Below are 17,792 nucleotides of genomic sequence, written 5' to 3'. Positions count from 1 at the left end.
GGGGATCAGCCTTTCAGACCCAGACGTTCACCCTGATAGCTGCCATCCTGCACCTGTTTCCACCAGCTTTCGTTGGCTAGGTACCACTGCACCGTTTTACGCATGCCGCTTTCAAAGGTTTCTGCCGGCGTCCATCCCAGGTCACGGGCGATTTTCGCCGCATCAATTGCGTAGCGTAAGTCGTGGCCGGGACGATCGGCGACAAAGGTGATCAGATCATGATAGTGCGCAAGCCCTGCCGGCTTTTGCGGAACCAGTTCTTCCAGCAGGGAGCAGATCGTCTCCACCACATCGAGATTCTTACGTTCGTTATGACCGCCGATGTTGTAAGTCTCCCCAACCGCGCCTTCTGTCGCCACGAGATACAGCGCACGGGCGTGATCGTCAACATACAGCCAATCGCGGATTTGCTGCCCGTTGCCGTACACCGGCAGCGGTTTACCCACCAACGCGTTGAGAATCGTCAGCGGGATCAATTTTTCCGGGAAGTGATAGGGACCGTAGTTATTCGAGCAGTTGGTGATGAGCGTCGGCAGCCCGTAGGTACGCAGCCACGCGCGGACCAGGTGGTCGCTGCTGGCTTTGGACGCGGAATAAGGGCTGCTTGGCGCGTACGGCGTGGTTTCGGTAAAGAAATCATCCAGAGAGTGCAGATCGCCGTACACTTCATCGGTTGAAATATGGTGGAAGCGGAACGCCGCTTTGGCACTCTCTTCAAGCGCAGACCAGTAGGCGCGAGTGGCCTCCAGTAGCGTGTAGGTGCCCACAATATTGGTTTCGATAAACGCCGCAGGTCCGTCGATGGAACGATCGACATGACTTTCTGCCGCCAAATGCATCACCACGTCAGGGCGATACTGGGCAAATACGCGATCCAGCTCAGCGCGGTCGCAAATATCAACCTGTTCAAAGGCAAAACGCACATCGTGTGCCACAGGCGCCAGTGAAGTCAGATTGCCCGCATAGGTGAGCTTATCAACCACGACCACGCTGTCCGGCGTTTGGGTAATAATGTGACGAACCACGGCCGAACCGATAAAGCCCGCACCACCGGTAACCAAAATACGTTTCAACGCCAGACTCCTTTTGTATCTACCACATACTGCTGAGCAATAACTTCGCCGCTGATGGCTTTAAACTGGCTATGATCGACCAGCATGACAATCACATCCGCTTGTTCCAGCGCGGCTTCCACTGACACCAGTGAACACAGGCCGTCGAGTTTCTTCGGCAGTTGATGAATGTTTGGCTCAACCACCAACGTTTCACCGCTATGCCACTGAGCAATCAGCTCCGCGATTTCCATCGCTGGGCTTTCGCGTAGGTCATCAATATTCGGTTTAAATGCCAAGCCGAAGCAGGCGATTTTCAACTCGGTCGCACGTTTATTGCTGGCGGCTAGGCAGTCGGCGACCTGGGCTTTCACCCTGTCGATAACCCAGAACGGTTTATGGTCGTTCACTTCGCGAGCGGTGCGGATAAGACGCGACTGCTGCGGGTTCTGCGCCACGATAAACCACGGATCGACAGCGATACAGTGACCGCCTACGCCCGGGCCTGGCTGCAAGATATTGACGCGTGGGTGGCGATTCGCCAGACGAATCAGCTCCCAGACGTTAATCTCCCGCTCGGCGCAGATCAGTGACAGCTCGTTGGCAAAGGCGATGTTGACATCGCGAAAACTGTTTTCAGTGAGCTTGCACATCTCGGCGGTGCGCGCGTTGGTTATCACGCATTCACCTTCAAGGAAAATTTTGTACAGTTCGCTCGCTCGCGCAGAACAGGTCGGGGTCATACCGCCAATCACGCGGTCGTTCCTGATCAGTTCAACCATAACTTGCCCCGGCAGCACGCGCTCCGGGCAGTAGGCAACATTGACGTCCGCTTGCTCACCCACCTGCTGTGGGAATGTCAGATCAGGACGCATCTCGGCGAACCATGCGGCCATTTGCTCAGTTGCGCCCACCGGAGAGGTCGACTCGAGGATAACCAGCGCCCCTTTCTTCAGCACAGGCGCAATAGAACGCGCCGCTGCTTCAACGTAAACCATATCGGGTTCATGCTCGCCCTTAAACGGCGTCGGTACGGCAATCAGATAAGCGTCCGCCACTTCCGGCGTGGTGGTGGCGCGCAGGAACCCACCAGCCACCGCCGTTTTCACGACCCTGTCGAGATCGGGTTCGACAATATGAATTTCACCGCGGTTGATAGTATCCACTGTGTGTTGGTTGATATCGACACCCACGACCGTCTTCTGCCGTGAGGCAAATGCAGCCGCAGTCGGAAGGCCGATATAGCCCAGACCGATCACCGAGAGGGTAGAAAAACTCATAGCGTTACCTGATTACTTTTTAATGCTAATAAAATACGTTCACACGCGTGACCATCCCCGTATGGGTTATGGGCCCGGCTCATTTTTTGGTATTCATCTTCATCACGCAGCAGACGCGTCACTTCATCCACAATGCGTTGGCTGTCCGTTCCGACGAGGCGAACCGTGCCTGCATCGATAGCTTCCGGGCGCTCAGTGGTTTCACGCATAACCAGTACCGGTTTGCCGAGCGATGGCGCTTCTTCCTGAATTCCGCCTGAGTCGGTCAGAATCAGCCATGCGTGGTTCATCAACCAGAAGAACGGTAGGTAATCCTGCGGGTCGACAAGGATCACATTTTCAACATGATCAAGAATGCGATTAACCGGCTCCCGCACATTTGGGTTCAGGTGCACCGGGTAGACAATCTGCACGTCCGGGTTGTTAGAAGCAATTTCCGCCAGCGCATGGCAAATGTGTTCAAAGCCCTGACCAAAGCTTTCGCGACGATGCCCCGTCACTAAGATCATTTTCTTACCGTTATCGAGGAACGGATAGCGAGACGACAAATCAGCGCGCAGCGCTTCGTCATTCATGACCCGGTCACGTACCCAATACAGGGCATCAATAACCGTATTGCCGGTGACAAAAATATGTTTATCCGACAGATTCTCCCGCAGCAGGTTCTGCCGCGAGTTTTCGGTTGGCGCGAAGTGGTAGGTTGCTAGGTGCCCAGTTAGCGTACGGTTGGCTTCTTCTGGCCACGGCGAATAGATATCACCGGTACGCAGACCCGCTTCAACGTGGCCCACAGGAATACGCTGGTAGAAAGCTGCAAGGCTTGCCGCAGTCGTCGTCGTGGTATCGCCATGCACCAACACAACGTCTGGCTTGAAGGACTCCAGAACAGGTTTTAGCCCCTGCAAAATGCGGCAGGTTATTTCGGTTAAACCCTGTCCTGGACTCATAATGTTAAGATCATAGTCCGGAACGATGGAGAAGAGGTTTAGCACCTGATCAAGCATTTCCCTATGCTGTGCGGTGACACAGACTTTCGCCTCAAAATGAGGGTCCTTTTCTAGTGCATGAACCAGAGGGGCCATTTTGATAGCTTCTGGTCGCGTGCCAAATACAGTGAGTACTTTCACATCAATTCTCTTCTATAGCTGAAACAGGGCAATCGCCCTATATCATTGATGGTGTTTTACGACGAGCGACGACGCGATAATGCCACTCCAGCACCCACCAATGCCCCGACAATGCCCCACATAACCATCAGGAAAACGCGCCGTGGGCTAGTGCGTTTTACCGGTTCTTCAGGTGTCCGCAAATACCGATATGTCTGAAAACTTGCAGATAGCGTTGGCCCTACATTAAGGGTCGTTAGCATAGCCTTCCCCTGATCGTAATCAAGGTCAAACGCCGGTCCTACCGCCTGCAGGTTTTCCAAACGAGCTTGCAACATAGGGCGGCCCAACAATGAGAGTTCAGAGTCTGGTAACTCATCTGCCGGAATGTCCGTCTCACTGCGGTTGATATTGTGCTGTTGCGCGATTTTCAGCGCCGCTTCGATGCTGTGCAGGCGGCGGTTGAAAATCACCTGCGCGACTTCTTCCTGACGCTTCACCTGCGCTTTAACCTGAATGGTCCGCGCAGCCCATGCCCCTTTCAGTTCATCGTTCAGATGCCCAGCGGCGCGCTGGCTGGCAAACGCCACATACTGGCGTAACAGGTTATTAGCGTCCTGCGCCGTTTCTGCGCTTAGCTTCACGCTGTCGCTCACGCTTTTCGCCGCATCACCGGGGATAAATTGAATATCGTTAATCAAGTCATCTAACAGCGCGGCATCGGCGCGGGAGTTCCCCACCATCCGCTGTTTGTAGTAGTCCGTTTGCGACCAGAAATCACGACGGGTGTCCCAGGAAGCGAGTTGCATAACGAACTCTTTATACACTTCATCCATCACCAAAGGCGGCGTGGCTTCGGTTGGGTTGACCTTCACATCAAGGTTGCGCAGAAACTGCTGCTGCGAATAGTAACCGCCGAGCATATTCACGGTCGGCCGGTCAGTTATCGCCGTCGTGCTCCACTCCTGCCGGGCAAAAAAAGTATAAATCAGCACCACGGCGGCAAACAGCACCGCAAAGCCGATAATCCAGTGTTTTCCCGACCACAACGCGCGAAACAGGCCTCGAATATCCAGTTCATTCTCGGCGCTGGCTAACTGTGCTTCCGGTAATGGTTGTGTCATTACTACCCCAGTTTCACTTGGTTAATTTTGGATTGTTGCCGTTGTTTCGACGCATTCTGCGCTTCATGCGTTTAATAAAGCGCGCTACTTTCCAGGCGCGTTTGATGCAGTAGCCATAGAGGCCAAAAGCCACAAAGAACAGCAGTAACATGACCCATTCAGGCACGACGCGCGCATACTCTGCCGCCACACCAATTCCGGCGAGCAGCGCAGCAGCAACGGTAATCAGTACCAGCGCCTGACGAGAAGTAAAACCCGCACGCATGATCAGATGGTGAATATGCTGGCGGTCTGCTGAGAACGGGCTCATGCCCTTACGTAGACGGCGATACATGATGGCCACCATATCCATCAAAGGAATAGCGACGATCCACAGCGCCGTGACCGGGCTTATCGGGTGGTGTGTTCCTTGCGTGGTTTCCAGCAGGATCCAGATAACCGTAAAGCCAATTAGCGTACTGCCCGCATCGCCCATAAAGACTTTATAGCGACGTCCCAACACGCCGAGGTTCAGCATGATGTACGGTAAAATCGCGGCAATCATCGCAAAACACCACATGGCAAGGCTGGTCTGCCCATCAAACCACAGAATGAGACCAATTGCGCCAAAGCTGACGCTCGATAACCCCCCGAGAAGGCCATCGATACCATCAACCATATTGAAGGCGTTAATCACCGCCCAAACGGCAAATAGAGTGAGGAAGAAGCCAAACGGACCAAGTACCAGCTCCCATGAACCGAAAATATAGCCCAGGCTACGTAGATACAGATTGCCTGCCGTCATCATCACGATGCCAATCAGCGCCTGAATAGTTGCGCGGATTTTCACACTGATGTCATAGCGGTCGTCAAGTGCACCAACCAAGACCAGAACGCCGGCACAGGCGAGGTACAAGAAGGCGTGAGGGATGTAGTAATCTGCAATCGCAAAAGTTAAGCAGATCCCGGCGTAAACCGAGATACCACCGACTAGTGGAATAAGTCCCTGGTGACGTTTACGGTAATTAGGTCTATCCACCAAACCGACCTTTTTTGCCGCTTTACGGGCGAAAAAAAGGAATACGGTAGTGAATAAAAAAATACTGATCAGATCAGTACCGACGGTCAGTAAACTCACAATTTATACTCGCTGCGAATATTAATAGCGAAAGTATACCCACGATAGCGGCTCATCAGAAGAGGAAGGCTGATGATTATTAGGGAAACTCGCATGATTTATAACCGATTTTACAAACTAACTATTATTGTAGCCGTAAACCCTAATTGTCCGTGAAAAAAATGCTCAGCCGTATCGCCTAAACTCCTAAAAACAAAAACGCCACACAAAAGTGTGGCGTTTGTCGGCAAAAAACTGCTTTTACGAGCGTTTCATCATGTCGAAGAAATCGTCGTTAGTTTTGGTCATTGCCAGCTTATTGATGAGGAATTCCATCGCGTCGATCTCACCCATTGGATGGATGATTTTGCGCAGGATCCACATTTTCTGCAGCTCTTCTTGCGTGGTGAGCAGCTCTTCTTTACGGGTACCGGAACGGTTGTAATCGATAGCCGGGAAGACGCGTTTTTCAGCAATCTTACGAGAAAGGTGCAGTTCCATGTTGCCGGTACCTTTAAACTCTTCATAGATAACTTCATCCATTTTAGAGCCGGTATCAACCAACGCGGTGGCAATAATGGTCAGGCTGCCGCCCTCTTCTACGTTACGTGCCGCACCGAAGAAACGCTTCGGACGGTGCAGGGCGTTAGCGTCAACACCACCGGTCAGTACTTTACCGGATGCAGGGACCACGGTGTTGTAGGCGCGAGCCAGACGGGTGATGGAGTCGAGCAGGATGATAACGTCTTTCTTGTGTTCAACCAGACGTTTCGCTTTCTCGATAACCATTTCAGCGACCTGCACGTGACGGGATGCCGGTTCGTCAAAGGTGGAAGCAATCACTTCACCTTTCACCAGACGCTGCATCTCGGTCACTTCTTCCGGACGTTCGTCAATCAGCAGAACCATCAGTACGCAGTCTGGGTGATTGTAGGCAATGCTCTGCGCGATGTTCTGCAGCAGCATGGTTTTACCGGCTTTCGGCGGTGCCACAATCAGACCACGCTGACCGCGACCGATCGGCGAGGCCAGATCCAGTACGCGAGCAGTTAAATCTTCGGTAGAACCATTACCACGCTCCATACGCAGACGAGAGTTTGCGTGCAGCGGGGTTAAGTTCTCAAACAGGATCTTGTTGCGCGAGTTTTCCGGCTTGTCGTAGTTAACTTCGTTAACTTTCAACAGCGCAAAGTAACGCTCACCCTCTTTCGGCGGACGGATCTTACCCGAAATGGTGTCACCAGTGCGGAGGTTGAAACGGCGGATTTGGCTAGGGGAAACGTAGATATCATCAGGACCGGCGAGGTAGGAGCTGTCTCCAGAACGGAGGAAACCAAATCCATCCTGTAGTATCTCCAGTACACCGTCACCAAAGATATCTTCGCCACTCTTTGCGTGCTGCTTCAGGATGGCAAAAATGATGTCCTGCTTGCGCATACGTGCCTGGTTTTCCAGACCCATATTTTCGCCGAGAGTAATCAGCTCAGAAACCGGCGTATTCTTTAATTCGGTAAGATTCATAATGGTGTGAGTTCTTAAACTTGGGGGAAATCTCGAACTTAATGTTGTGAATGGTATGGCAGGGTCATCCATGCCTGTTTACGGCCATCACTCATGTCTGTTCGCTGTCTGGTCACAGGAGAGTACGCAGAACTGAAACGACAAGACGGAAAGAGTAATAAGCCTGGAATTTTTCCACCTCTGACGCCATACACACAACGGGAGGTTTGGATAAACAAGATTCAAACAAGGTATGTTTAAAACGAAGTCAAAATTAAGTTAGCACGACTGAAGCCGGACGTCCAGAGTTCTGCTTAATTTAAGAACACTGAACGTCCAAACCGAATTTCTTACGCCAAGTTAGCGTCGAGGAACTCTTTCAGTTGGCCTTTAGACAGCGCGCCAACTTTGGTTGCTGCAACTTCGCCGTTTTTGAACAGCAGCAGCGTAGGGATACCGCGGATGCCATACTTAGGAGCCGTGCCTGGGTTCTGATCGATGTTCAGTTTAGCAACGGTCAGTTTACCCTGATACTCCTCGGCGATTTCATCCAGAATCGGGGCGATCATTTTGCACGGACCACACCACTCTGCCCAGAAATCGACGAGTGTCAGCCCGTCAGCTTTGAGTACGTCCGTGTCAAAACTGTCGTCAGTCAGGTGAATAATTTTATCGCTCATATTTAACTCCACAGGAATAAGCCTGGTGTGTTGGTGTAGCATTAACCAACGAGGTGTTGATGTTGACTTCGCCAACAAAGGTTGACGTTATTTCACCGGATACGCTTTCTTAATGCAATAGTAAGCTGATATTCTACCACACTATGAGCAAAACACATTTAACAGAACAGAAGTTTTCCGACTTCGCCCTGCACCCGAAAGTGGTTGAAGCCCTTGAAACCAAAGGGTTTTATAATTGCACGCCCATTCAGGCGCTGGCTTTGCCGCTGACGCTTGCTGGACGTGATGTCGCGGGACAGGCGCAAACCGGTACCGGGAAAACGATGGCGTTCCTGACGTCAACGTTTCATTATCTTCTTTCTCACCCAGCGAGTGCAGACCGCCAGGTGAACCAACCGCGCGCCTTAATTATGGCGCCAACCCGTGAGCTGGCAGTACAAATTCACGCCGACGCAGAGCCGCTGGCTCAAGCGACCGGTCTGAAACTGGGCCTGGCTTATGGCGGTGACGGCTATGACAAACAGCTGAAAGTGCTGGAGAGCGGCGTCGATATTCTGATCGGCACCACTGGCCGTCTTATTGATTATGCAAAACAGAACCACATCAACCTGGGCGCAATTCAGGTGGTGGTGCTGGATGAAGCCGATCGCATGTACGATCTGGGCTTTATCAAAGATATCCGCTGGCTGTTCCGTCGTATGCCACCAACCAACCAGCGTCTGAACATGCTGTTCTCGGCAACGCTGTCCTATCGCGTCCGCGAGCTGGCGTTCGAGCAAATGAACAACGCTGAATACGTGGAAGTCGAGCCAGAGCAGAAAACCGGCCACCGTATTAAAGAAGAGCTGTTCTACCCTTCTAACGAAGAGAAAATGCGTTTGCTGCAAACGCTTATCGAAGAAGAGTGGCCAGATCGTGCAATCATCTTCGCCAACACCAAACATCGCTGTGAAGACATCTGGGGCCACCTGGCTGCCGATGGTCATCGCGTAGGTTTGTTGACCGGTGATGTGGCGCAGAAGAAACGCCTGCGTATTCTGGAAGATTTCACCAACGGTGAAATCGATATCCTCGTCGCAACCGACGTTGCTGCCCGTGGTCTGCATATCCCAGCCGTGACGCACGTCTTTAACTACGACCTGCCGGACGACTGCGAAGATTACGTTCACCGCATCGGCCGTACCGGTCGCGCGGGCGCCAGCGGCCACTCTATCAGCCTTGCCTGTGAAGAGTACGCCCTGAACCTGCCAGCGATTGAAACCTACACCGGTCACTCCATCCCGGTCAGTAAGTACAATCCGGATGCGTTGTTAACTGAACTGCCAAAACCATTACGTCTGACGCGCGTTCGTCAGGGCAATGGCCCACGCCGTTCTGGTGCGCCACGTAACCGTCGTCGTTCAGGTTAAATAAGTTATGCTCACTTCCACCTCGCTCTATGCAGCTATTGATCTCGGTTCTAATAGTTTTCATATGCTGCTGGTTCGCGAGGTGGCGGGAAGTATCCAGACGCTGACGCGGATTAAACGCAAAGTGCGTCTGGCAGGCGGGCTTAACCGTGACAATATGCTGTCCACGGAAGCCATGGAGCGTGGGTGGCAATGCCTGCGCCTGTTCGCCGAACGTTTGCAGGATATCCCCCCTACTCAAATTCGTATCGTCGCAACCGCCACGCTGCGTCTTGCCGTCAATGCCGATGTTTTTATCGCCAAAGCCCAAGAAATCCTCGGCTGCCCGGTGCAGGTTATCCGCGGCGAAGAAGAAGCGCGCCTGATTTATCAAGGTGTCGCACACACTACCGGCGGCGACGATCGCCGTTTAGTGGTTGATATCGGCGGCGCAAGCACCGAGCTGGTAACCGGCACCGGTGCACAAACGACCTCGCTGTTCAGTCTTTCGATGGGCTGCGTCACTTGGCTTGAGCGCTACTTTACCGATCGTAACCTCGCGCAGGAACATTTCGACGAAGCCGAACGTGCCGCACGTGAAGTACTCAAACCGGTTGCCGACGAACTGCGTCAGCATGGGTGGAAAGTGTGTGTCGGCGCTTCAGGAACGGTTCAGGCGCTGCAGGAAATCATGATGGCGCAGGGGATGGATGAACGCATTACCCTCGCCAAGCTTCAACAGCTTAAACAGCGCGCTATCCAATGCGGACGTCTGGAAGAGTTAGAAATTGAAGGGCTGACGCTAGAACGCGCGCTGGTCTTCCCAAGTGGTCTGGCGATCCTGATCGCCATCTTCACTGAACTGGATATCCAATGCATGACGCTGGCAGGCGGCGCACTGCGTGAAGGGTTGGTCTATGGCATGCTGCATTTGGCGGTAGATGAAGACATTCGCAGCCGCACATTGCGTAATATTCAGCGCCGCTTTATGGTCGATACCGAGCAAGCTGGTCGCGTTGCCCAATTAGCCGCCAGTTTCGTCGATCAGGTCGGTAATTCTTGGGATCTGGAGCCTTTAAGCCGCGAACTGTTGCTTAGCGCCTGTGCATTGCATGAAATCGGCCTCAGCGTTGATTTTAAGCAAGCCCCACAGCATGCAGCCTATCTGGTACGTAATCTCGATCTGCCGGGCTTTACCCCGGCGCAAAAGAAGCTGTTAGCGACCCTGCTATTAAATCAGACCAACCCGGTCGACCTCTCTTCATTGCATCAGCAAAATGCGGTGCCTCCGCGTGCCGCCGAGCATCTTTGCCGTTTGCTGCGTTTGGCGATTATTTTCGCCAGCCGTCGCCGCGACGATCTGGTCCCTCAGATGAAATTGCAGGTCAAAGAGGAAAGCCTGACGCTCACGCTGCCGGAAGGATGGCTTGAACATCATCCATTGGGTAAAGAGACAATCTTGCAAGAAAGCCAGTGGCAGAGCTATGTCCACTGGCCTTTGGAAGTGCGCTAAGGGTTGAGTTTTGCCGGATGGCGCCGGCCTACTGCTTGGCTTTTTTCGCCGCCATCATCGCACGAATATTGGCGATATTTGCCTGCCCTTTATGCATCCGCTCTTCAGGGCTGACAACTTTACGCTCCTGCTCCCAGTTAACGTCATCCTGCGGTAATTCCAACAGGAAACGGCTTGGCTCAGGGCGAACCAACTCACCATACTGGCGACGTTCTTTGCACAGCGTAAAGATAAGTTCCTTTTGCGCACGGGTGATCCCAACATAGGCTAGGCGGCGCTCTTCATCGACGTTATCTTCATCAATACTGCTCTGATGCGGCAGGAGCCCCTCTTCCATCCCAACAAGGAAGACGTACGGGAATTCCAATCCTTTAGAGGCATGCAAGGTCATGAGCTGCACCTGATCCATATCCTCCTCACTTTCACCACGTTCCATCATGTCACGCAGCGTAAAGCGGGTGACGACCTGGGTGAGCGTCATCGGCTCTTCAAGCTCACTGCCCTCGAGCATTTCCGTCATCCAACCAAATAACATATTGACGTTTTTCATCCGCATTTCAGCTGCCTTCGGGCTAGGCGAGGTTTCAAACAGCCAAGATTCGTAGTCAATACCGTGGATCAGGTCGCGAACAGCGGCAATCGGTTCACGCTCAGCCAAACGTTGGATCTCGCCCAACCAGTGGGTGAAACGGGTCAACGACTCGTAGCCGCGGCCAGTAAGCGTCTGAGTTAGCCCCATATCAAAGCTGGCAGCGAACAGGCTCTTATTGCGGGTCGTTGCCCACTCACCGAGCTTTTGCAGCGTCGCCGACCCAATCTCACGTTTTGGTGTGTTGACGATACGCAAAAATGCGCTGTCATCATCCGGGTTGCTCAGCACGCGCAGGTATGCCAACAGATCTTTAATCTCCGGACGGGAGAAAAATGAGGTGCCGCCAGAAATTTTGTATGGGATACGGTTTTGCATGAGGAATTTTTCAAACACCCGCGACTGGTGGTTGCCGCGATAGAGGATCGCGTAGTCCTTATACTCCGTCTTATTGATGAAGTGGTGAGCGATAAGCTCGCCGGTCACACGTTCCGCCTCATGCTCTTCGTTATTAGCGCTCAATACTTTCAGTTCGGCGCCATAGCCCAGCTCGGAAAACAGACGTTTTTCAAACACGTGCGGATTATTCGCAATCAGAATGTTCGCGGCCTTCAAGATACGCCCCGATGAACGGTAGTTCTGCTCCAACTTAATCACCTGCAGCGCCGGGAAATCTTTGCTCAGCAGCACCAGGTTTTGCGGCCGCGCACCGCGCCACGAGTAAATCGACTGATCGTCATCACCGACCACGGTAAACCGCGCGCGACTGCCCACCAGAAGCTTCACCAACATATACTGGCTGGTGTTGGTGTCCTGGTATTCATCCACCAGCAGGTAACGGATTTTGTTCTGCCAGCGCTCGCGCACTTCTTCATTGCGCTGCAGTAGCAGGGTTGGCAGCAGGATCAGGTCATCAAAGTCCAGCACGTTGCAGGCTTTCATATGCGCATCGTACAGACCATAACAGTGGGAAAAAATACGGTCTCGCTCGCCTTTCGCGCTGGCCGCCGCCTGTGATGGCGTCATCAGATCGTTTTTCCAATTCGAGATCGTCGAGATCAGCTGTTGGAATAACACCTTATCGTCTTCGATAAGCCCTTCGGTCAGGTCTTTAAGCAGAGCCGTTTGGTCGGTATCATCAAACAAAGAGAAGTTGGATTTCATGCCCAGCGCGGCGTATTCACGCTTGATGATATCCAGCCCCAGCGTATGGAAGGTGGAGATCATCAACCCGCGTGCTTCTTTTCGCCCCAATGTTTGCGCGACACGCTCTTTCATCTCGCGCGCAGCCTTATTGGTAAAGGTAACCGCCGCAATATGCCGTGCCTGATAACCACATACGTGGATCAGGTGCGCAATTTTATTGGTGATAACACGGGTCTTACCGGATCCAGCTCCCGCCAACACCAGGCAGGGTCCGGTGACGAATTCGACGGCTTGTTGTTGTCCGGGGTTCAAACGCATGACGTATTGCTCAATCTATAAACACGGGGAGGTGGATTGTAGCAGAAAGTCAGGCTGAGATTTACCCGGCAAATGGTAAAGTGTTGGGTAGAAATCCTTTGAGAGAGTAAGCCCATGGCGAAGAGCGCGGCAGCCCTGCATATCCTGGTAAAAGAAGAGAAACTGGCCCTTGAGATCATGAGCAAGCTGGAGCGCGGCATCAGCTTCGATCACTTGGCAAAACGCTATTCGCGCTGCCCTTCTGGGCGTAACGGCGGGGATTTAGGTGAGTTTAAACAGGGCATGATGGTCGGGCCGTTTGATGCCGCCGTGTTTAGCTGCCCGCTGCTCAAGCCCTTCGGGCCGGTGAAAACCAAATATGGCTACCACATCATCAAAGTGCTGTATCGCCGATAAGCCGTGCTAAAATCGCCAGCCTGACATCTCCCTCTTTGAAGGCAAAAAATCATGGCTAAAACAGCAGCAGCACTGCATATCCTTGTAAAAGAAGAACAACTGGCATTGGATCTTCTGGAGCAAATCAAAAACGGCGCCGATTTCGAAAAACTGGCGAAGAAACACTCCACCTGTCCATCGGGTAAAAAAGGCGGTCACCTCGGTGAATTCCGTCAGGGCCAGATGGTTCCGGCGTTTGATAAAGTGGTCTTCTCCTGCCCGGTGCTGGAGCCAACCGGCCCACTGCACACCCAGTTCGGTTACCACATCATTAAAGTGTTGTACCGTAACTAATAAAAAAGCCCGATGCTTGAATGCGTCGGGCTTTTTTGCCGGATGGCGGCTAAGCCTTATCCGGCCTACAGGGCAGGCGTAGCGCCGCCCGAGGTTTTTTATTTATGCGCCTGCAATGTCTGCTGGGCATTATGTTTCATCACGTGCGTGCTGATGGCCGCTTGGAAAACCTTAAACATCAGGCCATTAATCAGCGTAGTGATAGTAATAGTGATAAACGCCGTCATCACCCAGTCAATCACCACAAAGCCGCTGTTCAGCAGCGCCGGGCGATAGACCGCCATCCCACCAAAAACCACCCAGTGACTCAGGCAGTAGAAGCACTGGAACAAATGCCCCATCAGCGCATTCTTTTTCGTCGTCCACTCGCGAAACGCGGCAAACAATTCCGTTTGCGTCACCGTCATCGAAATACTGCTGGCTGCCATGGCAATCATCAGGCAAGTCGTTAAGGTAGCAATCATTATTCGTGGCCTTTGTCATTGAAGTAACTGATAAATTCGCTGCCGATATCGCGTAACGTCAGGCTTTTAAAGCGATCGAGGATCAGCGTTTGCGCATCGGCAAGCGTCGCTGACATCACCCGGTTAACCCCCTGCTCCACCAGGCACTGCGGGTTTTCACTGCGGTTGCCCAACGCAAACAGCGCCGGTTCACCTAACGCCTGATAGATATCGTAAAGCGTAATCTCTTCGACCGGCCGGCCAAGCCGCCAGCCCCCGTGATGCCCCTTAGTGGAGCAGACGATGTTCTTTTCCCGCAGCCCGGCGAGCAGTTTGCGGATAAATGCTGGATTGCCCTCGATAAAAGCGGCCATCTGTTCCGACGTCAGGGGTTTATCCATCTGCTGCAGATGAAGCAGGATGTGTAGCGTGGCTGAGAATGAGTTATTTGTTTTCATGTAATTTACGATATTACATAAACGTAATATGGAGCAATACCCGAAAATGAAATTCAATAAAAAAACTCACAACATGATGATAATTAAATGTATTTATATTTTTTGCTCAATCCATTGATCAAATTCAATCTTATGTTACTTTGAATATTACATGAAATTTATCGTGAACCATGAGGTTGCTATGCACGACGAACAACAGACCGCAGAAACATTCTGGGAATCCCATTACGATGCCATGTCTCCCATCTCAAACGGGATACCGGGGAAAATGCTGGTGCGCTTTAGCGAAGGATTAACGCCGGGGCACGCGCTGGAACTCGGCTGTGGCCGGGGAGATGATTCGGTATGGCTGGCAAACCAGGGTTGGCGGGTGACAGCGGCCGATCTCTCAAACCGTGCGATTGAGTACGCGGCGGCCAACGCCGAGCGCTCCGGCGTGCGCGAAAGCATCACCTTTACGCAATGTGACCTGACCCAGGGTTTCCCACAGGGGGAGTTTAATTTGATTGTCGCCTCCTTCCTCGAGTCGCCGCTGGATTTCGACAGAGCCCGGATCTTCCGTACCGCCTTTAATCATCTCCTCCCGGGAGGGCTGTTGCTTATCACCTCGCATGCCAAAGTGCCGAGCTGGTCTAAGCACCGTCATCCATTTATTCCTGCCGCCGAGGTGCTGGCCCCACTGATGCCTCTGCCGCAAGGCTGGGAGGTGCAATTCTGTGGGGAGTTTTCACGCGTGATGACCGGGCCTGAAGGGCAACAGGATGAGGTGTCCGATTCGGTGGTGGCTCTGCGACGTGGATAAAAAAACGGCCCGGTAGCGAGGCGCTGACCGGGCCGGATGATAACGAGGTTTTATTAGCCAGCGACAGCGATGCGTTTCATGTCAGTCATGTAACCGCGCAGTTTCTTACCTACCTGCTCGATAGCGTGGCCGCGAACGGCTTCGTTCACATCGCGCAGCTGGGCGTTGTCTACCGCACCTTCGGCAATCGCTTTGCCCAGGTCACCCGGCTGAATTTCAGTCATGAACGTTTTCAGCAGCGGTACACAAGCGTAAGAGAACAGGTAGTTACCGTATTCTGCGGTATCAGAGATAACTACGTTCATTTCGTACAGACGCTTACGGGCGATGGTGTTCGCAATCAGCGGCAGCTCGTGCAGTGATTCGTAGTAAGCCGACTCTTCGATGATGCCGGAATCCACCATGGTTTCGAACGCCAGCTCAACGCCCGCTTTCACCATCGCAATCATCAGCACGCCTTTATCGAAGTACTCCTGCTCACCGATTTTGCCGTCGAACTGGGCAGCGGTTTCGAATGCGGTTTTGCCGGTCTCTTCACGCCAAGTCAGCAGTTTCTTATCGTCATTGGCCCAGTCAGCCATCATGCCGGAGGAGAATTCACCGGAGATGATGTCGTCCATGTGTTTCTGGAACAACGGCGCCATGATTTCTTTCAGCTGTTCGGACAGCGCGTAAGCACGCAGTTTTGCCGGGTTAGACAGGCGATCCATCATCAGGGTAATGCCGCCCTGCTTCAGCGCTTCAGTGATGGTTTCCCAACCGAACTGAATCAGTTTTTCTGCATATGCCGGATCGGTGCCTTCTTCCACCAGCTTATCGAAGCACAGCAGAGAACCGGCCTGCAGCATACCGCACAGGATAGTCTGCTCACCCATCAGGTCAGATTTCACTTCTGCCACGAAGGAAGACTCCAGAACGCCCGCGCGGTGACCGCCGGTTGCTGCAGCCCAGGCTTTAGCAATCGCCATGCCTTCGCCTTTTGGATCGTTTTCCGGGTGAACAGCGATCAGCGTCGGAACACCGAAACCACGTTTGTACTCTTCACGTACTTCGGTGCCTGGGCACTTCGGCGCCACCATCACAACGGTGATGTCTTTACGGATCTGCTCGCCCACTTCAACGATGTTGAAACCGTGGGAATAGCCCAGCGCCGCGCCGTCTTTCATCATTGGTTGTACGGAACGCACAACGTCGGAGTGCTGTTTGTCTGGAGTCAGGTTAACCACCAGGTCGGCCTGTGGGATCAGATCTTCGTAGGTCCCAACTTTGAAGCCGTTTTCAGTCGCTTTACGCCAAGAAGCACGTTTCTCAGCAATCGCTTCTTTACGCAGGGCGTAAGAGATATCCAGACCAGAGTCACGCATGTTCAGGCCCTGGTTCAGACCCTGCGCGCCACAACCGACGATGACCACTTTTTTACCCTGAAGGTAGCTTGCGCCGTCGGCGAATTCGTCGCGGCCCATAAAGCGACATTTGCCCAGTTGGGCCAGCTGCTGGCGCAGGTTCAGTGTATTAAAGTAGTTAGCCATGATGGTGTACTCCGTGATGTTGTGTGTCTTATTGTTCGGTTCGCTTTTGCGAGAATAGACTCACATTACAACAGGAAATTTATTGCGGAAATTGATATATTCACAACGTCACATTGCAATTTCTGCAACGTAAAAAACCGGAGCGTCATCTGTGGATTTACGCGATCTGAAAATGTTCCTGCATCTGGCGGATAGCCGCCACTTTGGCCGCAGTGCCAGGGCGATGCATGTCAGCCCCTCCACGCTTTCCCGGCAGATCCAACGATTGGAAGAGGACCTCGGCCAGCCGCTGTTTGTACGCGATAACCGCACGGTGACGCTGACCGAAGCAGGTGAAGAGTTGCGCATTTTCGCCCAGCAAACGTTATTGCAGTATCAGCAGCTGCGTCACACCATTGACCAGCAAGGGCCGTCACTGTCCGGCGAACTGCATATCTTCTGCTCGGTAACTGCCGCCTACAGCCACCTGCCGCCAATTCTTGACCGCTTCCGCGCCGAGCATCCGTCGGTAGAAATTAAGCTCACCACCGGTGACGCCGCCGACGCGATGGACAAAGTAGCTACCGGCGAGGCCGATCTGGCGATTGCCGGTAAACCTGAAACGCTGCCCGGCGCAGTGGCGTTTTCCATGTTGGAGAATCTGGCGGTGGTGCTAATCGCTCCGGCACTGCCGTGCCCAGTGCGCAACCAAGTGTCGGCAGACAAACCCGACTGGTCAACGGTGCCGTTTATTATGGCGGACCAAGGGCCGGTGCGCCGCCGCATCGAGCTGTGGTTCCGCCGCCATAAAATCAGCAACCCGTCGATTTACGCGACGGTCGGCGGACATGAAGCGATGGTCTCAATGGTTGCGTTGGGTTGTGGCGTAGCGCTGATTCCCGAAATCGTGCTGGAAAACAGCCCGGAGCCGGTGCGCAACCGCGTGATGATTTTAGAGCGCAGCGATGAGAAAACGCCGTTCGAGTTGGGCGTCTGCGCGCAGAAAAAGCGGCTGCATGAGCCGCTTATTGAGGCATTTTGGAGAATATTGTAAACACCC

The 17,792-nt window shown here is 53.0% G+C and carries 17 protein-coding genes and 1 pseudogene; 6 read left to right on the top strand and 12 right to left on the bottom strand.

Annotated features, from left to right (window positions below; translation table 11 throughout):
* Window positions 1-5: 5 nt before the first annotated feature.
* The 8 genes and pseudogenes from rffG to trxA form a co-directional block, all read right to left on the bottom strand.
* Entirely contained in the window at window positions 6-1,073 is a 1,068-nt protein-coding gene (gene rffG / locus AB4K05_RS23105; protein ID WP_368482038.1) for a dTDP-glucose 4,6-dehydratase, read from the bottom strand.
* A complete protein-coding gene (gene wecC, locus AB4K05_RS23100) occupies window positions 1,070-2,332 on the bottom strand; it encodes a UDP-N-acetyl-D-mannosamine dehydrogenase (protein ID WP_368482037.1) in 1,263 nt (420 codons plus the stop codon). The genes rffG and wecC overlap by 4 nt, the downstream gene beginning before the upstream one ends.
* Entirely contained in the window at window positions 2,329-3,459 is a 1,131-nt protein-coding gene (gene wecB / locus AB4K05_RS23095; protein WP_368482036.1) for a non-hydrolyzing UDP-N-acetylglucosamine 2-epimerase, read from the bottom strand. The genes wecC and wecB overlap by 4 nt, the downstream gene beginning before the upstream one ends.
* 56 nt (window positions 3,460-3,515) lie before the next feature.
* The gene (gene wzzE / locus AB4K05_RS23090) at window positions 3,516-4,562 is read right to left on the bottom strand and encodes an ECA polysaccharide chain length modulation protein (protein ID WP_368482035.1); all 1,047 of its coding nucleotides are present in this window, start codon (window positions 4,560-4,562) and stop codon (window positions 3,516-3,518) included.
* Window positions 4,563-4,575: 13 nt separating this feature from the next.
* On the bottom strand, window positions 4,576-5,679 hold the full coding sequence (wecA, locus tag AB4K05_RS23085; RefSeq protein WP_368482034.1) for a UDP-N-acetylglucosamine--undecaprenyl-phosphate N-acetylglucosaminephosphotransferase: 1,104 nt from the start codon (window positions 5,677-5,679) through the stop codon (window positions 4,576-4,578).
* 240 nt (window positions 5,680-5,919) lie between these two features.
* Complete coding sequence (gene rho / locus AB4K05_RS23080) at window positions 5,920-7,179, bottom strand: transcription termination factor Rho (protein WP_052285527.1); 1,260 nt, start codon at window positions 7,177-7,179, stop codon at window positions 5,920-5,922.
* 89 nt (window positions 7,180-7,268) lie between these two features.
* A pseudogene (locus tag AB4K05_RS23075) lies at window positions 7,269-7,373 on the bottom strand (hypothetical protein); the annotation flags it as partial.
* Window positions 7,374-7,508: 135 nt separating this feature from the next.
* Window positions 7,509-7,838: a thioredoxin TrxA gene (trxA, locus tag AB4K05_RS23070; RefSeq protein WP_002883224.1), complete on the bottom strand. Its 330-nt coding sequence runs from the start codon at window positions 7,836-7,838 to the stop codon at window positions 7,509-7,511.
* Between the two features lie 143 nt (window positions 7,839-7,981).
* On the opposite strand from trxA, the gene rhlB reads away from it, so the two are divergent.
* Complete coding sequence (gene rhlB / locus AB4K05_RS23065) at window positions 7,982-9,247, top strand: ATP-dependent RNA helicase RhlB (protein WP_368482033.1); 1,266 nt, start codon at window positions 7,982-7,984, stop codon at window positions 9,245-9,247.
* Window positions 9,248-9,254: 7 nt separating this feature from the next.
* Window positions 9,255-10,739 (top strand): guanosine-5'-triphosphate,3'-diphosphate diphosphatase, encoded by a 1,485-nt coding sequence (gene gppA / locus AB4K05_RS23060; protein ID WP_368482032.1) that lies wholly within the window; start codon window positions 9,255-9,257, stop codon window positions 10,737-10,739.
* 28 nt (window positions 10,740-10,767) lie between these two features.
* Here gppA and rep read toward each other — a convergent pair whose 3' ends face one another.
* Window positions 10,768-12,792 carry a DNA helicase Rep gene (rep, locus tag AB4K05_RS23055; protein ID WP_368482031.1) on the bottom strand — a complete coding sequence of 675 codons (2,025 nt, stop codon included), beginning with the start codon at window positions 12,790-12,792 and terminating at the stop codon, window positions 10,768-10,770.
* Window positions 12,793-12,906: 114 nt separating this feature from the next.
* Here rep and ppiC (AB4K05_RS23050) point away from each other — a divergent pair, with 114 nt between their 5' ends.
* Together ppiC (AB4K05_RS23050) and ppiC (AB4K05_RS23045) are read left to right on the top strand one after the other, a co-directional pair.
* Window positions 12,907-13,188, top strand: a complete 282-nt coding sequence (gene ppiC / locus AB4K05_RS23050; RefSeq protein ID WP_368482030.1) for a peptidylprolyl isomerase PpiC — start codon at window positions 12,907-12,909, stop codon at window positions 13,186-13,188.
* A gap of 51 nt (window positions 13,189-13,239) precedes the next feature.
* Window positions 13,240-13,521, top strand: a complete 282-nt coding sequence (gene ppiC, locus AB4K05_RS23045) for a peptidylprolyl isomerase PpiC (RefSeq protein WP_052285532.1) — start codon at window positions 13,240-13,242, stop codon at window positions 13,519-13,521.
* A 98-nt stretch (window positions 13,522-13,619) separates the two neighbouring features.
* Here the strand turns inward: ppiC (AB4K05_RS23045) and AB4K05_RS23040 are convergent, their stop codons facing one another.
* Both AB4K05_RS23040 and AB4K05_RS23035 read right to left on the bottom strand, forming a co-directional pair.
* On the bottom strand, window positions 13,620-13,985 hold the full coding sequence (locus tag AB4K05_RS23040) for a DUF1360 domain-containing protein (protein WP_368482029.1): 366 nt from the start codon (window positions 13,983-13,985) through the stop codon (window positions 13,620-13,622).
* Window positions 13,985-14,422 (bottom strand): Rrf2 family transcriptional regulator, encoded by a 438-nt coding sequence (locus AB4K05_RS23035; protein WP_368482028.1) that lies wholly within the window; start codon window positions 14,420-14,422, stop codon window positions 13,985-13,987. The genes AB4K05_RS23040 and AB4K05_RS23035 overlap by 1 nt, the downstream gene beginning before the upstream one ends.
* Before the next feature lie 151 nt (window positions 14,423-14,573).
* Here AB4K05_RS23035 and AB4K05_RS23030 point away from each other — a divergent pair, with 151 nt between their 5' ends.
* The gene (locus AB4K05_RS23030) at window positions 14,574-15,224 is read left to right on the top strand and encodes a cyclopropane-fatty-acyl-phospholipid synthase family protein (RefSeq protein WP_368482027.1); all 651 of its coding nucleotides are present in this window, start codon (window positions 14,574-14,576) and stop codon (window positions 15,222-15,224) included.
* Window positions 15,225-15,277: 53 nt separating this feature from the next.
* Here AB4K05_RS23030 and ilvC read toward each other — a convergent pair whose 3' ends face one another.
* Window positions 15,278-16,753 (bottom strand): ketol-acid reductoisomerase, encoded by a 1,476-nt coding sequence (gene ilvC, locus AB4K05_RS23025; RefSeq protein ID WP_368482026.1) that lies wholly within the window; start codon window positions 16,751-16,753, stop codon window positions 15,278-15,280.
* A 151-nt stretch (window positions 16,754-16,904) separates the two neighbouring features.
* On the opposite strand from ilvC, the gene ilvY reads away from it, so the two are divergent.
* Complete coding sequence (gene ilvY, locus AB4K05_RS23020; protein WP_368482025.1) at window positions 16,905-17,786, top strand: HTH-type transcriptional activator IlvY; 882 nt, start codon at window positions 16,905-16,907, stop codon at window positions 17,784-17,786.
* The last annotated feature ends 6 nt before the right edge of the window (window positions 17,787-17,792 follow it).

The organism is Kluyvera sp. STS39-E (genome assembly GCF_040932435.1).
Classification (GTDB): Bacteria; Pseudomonadota; Gammaproteobacteria; order Enterobacterales; family Enterobacteriaceae; genus Kluyvera.
Note: the sequence above shows the minus strand (reverse complement) of the source record. Positions and strands in the feature narration are given on the sequence as shown.

Bases quoted from the DNA above. Each gene is read 5' to 3' on its own strand.
- wecC (WP_368482037.1), bottom strand. From the start codon at position 2,332: ATGAGTTTTTCTACCCTCTCGGTGATCGGTCTGGGCTATATCGGCCTT.
- wzzE (WP_368482035.1), bottom strand. From the start codon at position 4,562: ATGACACAACCATTACCGGAAGCACAGTTAGCCAGCGCCGAGAATGAA.
- rho (WP_052285527.1), bottom strand. From the start codon at position 7,179: ATGAATCTTACCGAATTAAAGAATACGCCGGTTTCTGAGCTGATTACT.
- trxA (WP_002883224.1), bottom strand. From the start codon at position 7,838: ATGAGCGATAAAATTATTCACCTGACTGACGACAGTTTTGACACGGAC.
- rhlB (WP_368482033.1), top strand. From the start codon at position 7,982: ATGAGCAAAACACATTTAACAGAACAGAAGTTTTCCGACTTCGCCCTG.
- gppA (WP_368482032.1), top strand. From the start codon at position 9,255: ATGCTCACTTCCACCTCGCTCTATGCAGCTATTGATCTCGGTTCTAAT.
- rep (WP_368482031.1), bottom strand. From the start codon at position 12,792: ATGCGTTTGAACCCCGGACAACAACAAGCCGTCGAATTCGTCACCGGA.
- ppiC (WP_368482030.1), top strand. From the start codon at position 12,907: ATGGCGAAGAGCGCGGCAGCCCTGCATATCCTGGTAAAAGAAGAGAAA.
- ppiC (WP_052285532.1), top strand. From the start codon at position 13,240: ATGGCTAAAACAGCAGCAGCACTGCATATCCTTGTAAAAGAAGAACAA.
- AB4K05_RS23040 (WP_368482029.1), bottom strand. From the start codon at position 13,985: ATGATTGCTACCTTAACGACTTGCCTGATGATTGCCATGGCAGCCAGC.
- AB4K05_RS23035 (WP_368482028.1), bottom strand. From the start codon at position 14,422: ATGAAAACAAATAACTCATTCTCAGCCACGCTACACATCCTGCTTCAT.
- AB4K05_RS23030 (WP_368482027.1), top strand. From the start codon at position 14,574: ATGAAATTTATCGTGAACCATGAGGTTGCTATGCACGACGAACAACAG.
- ilvC (WP_368482026.1), bottom strand. From the start codon at position 16,753: ATGGCTAACTACTTTAATACACTGAACCTGCGCCAGCAGCTGGCCCAA.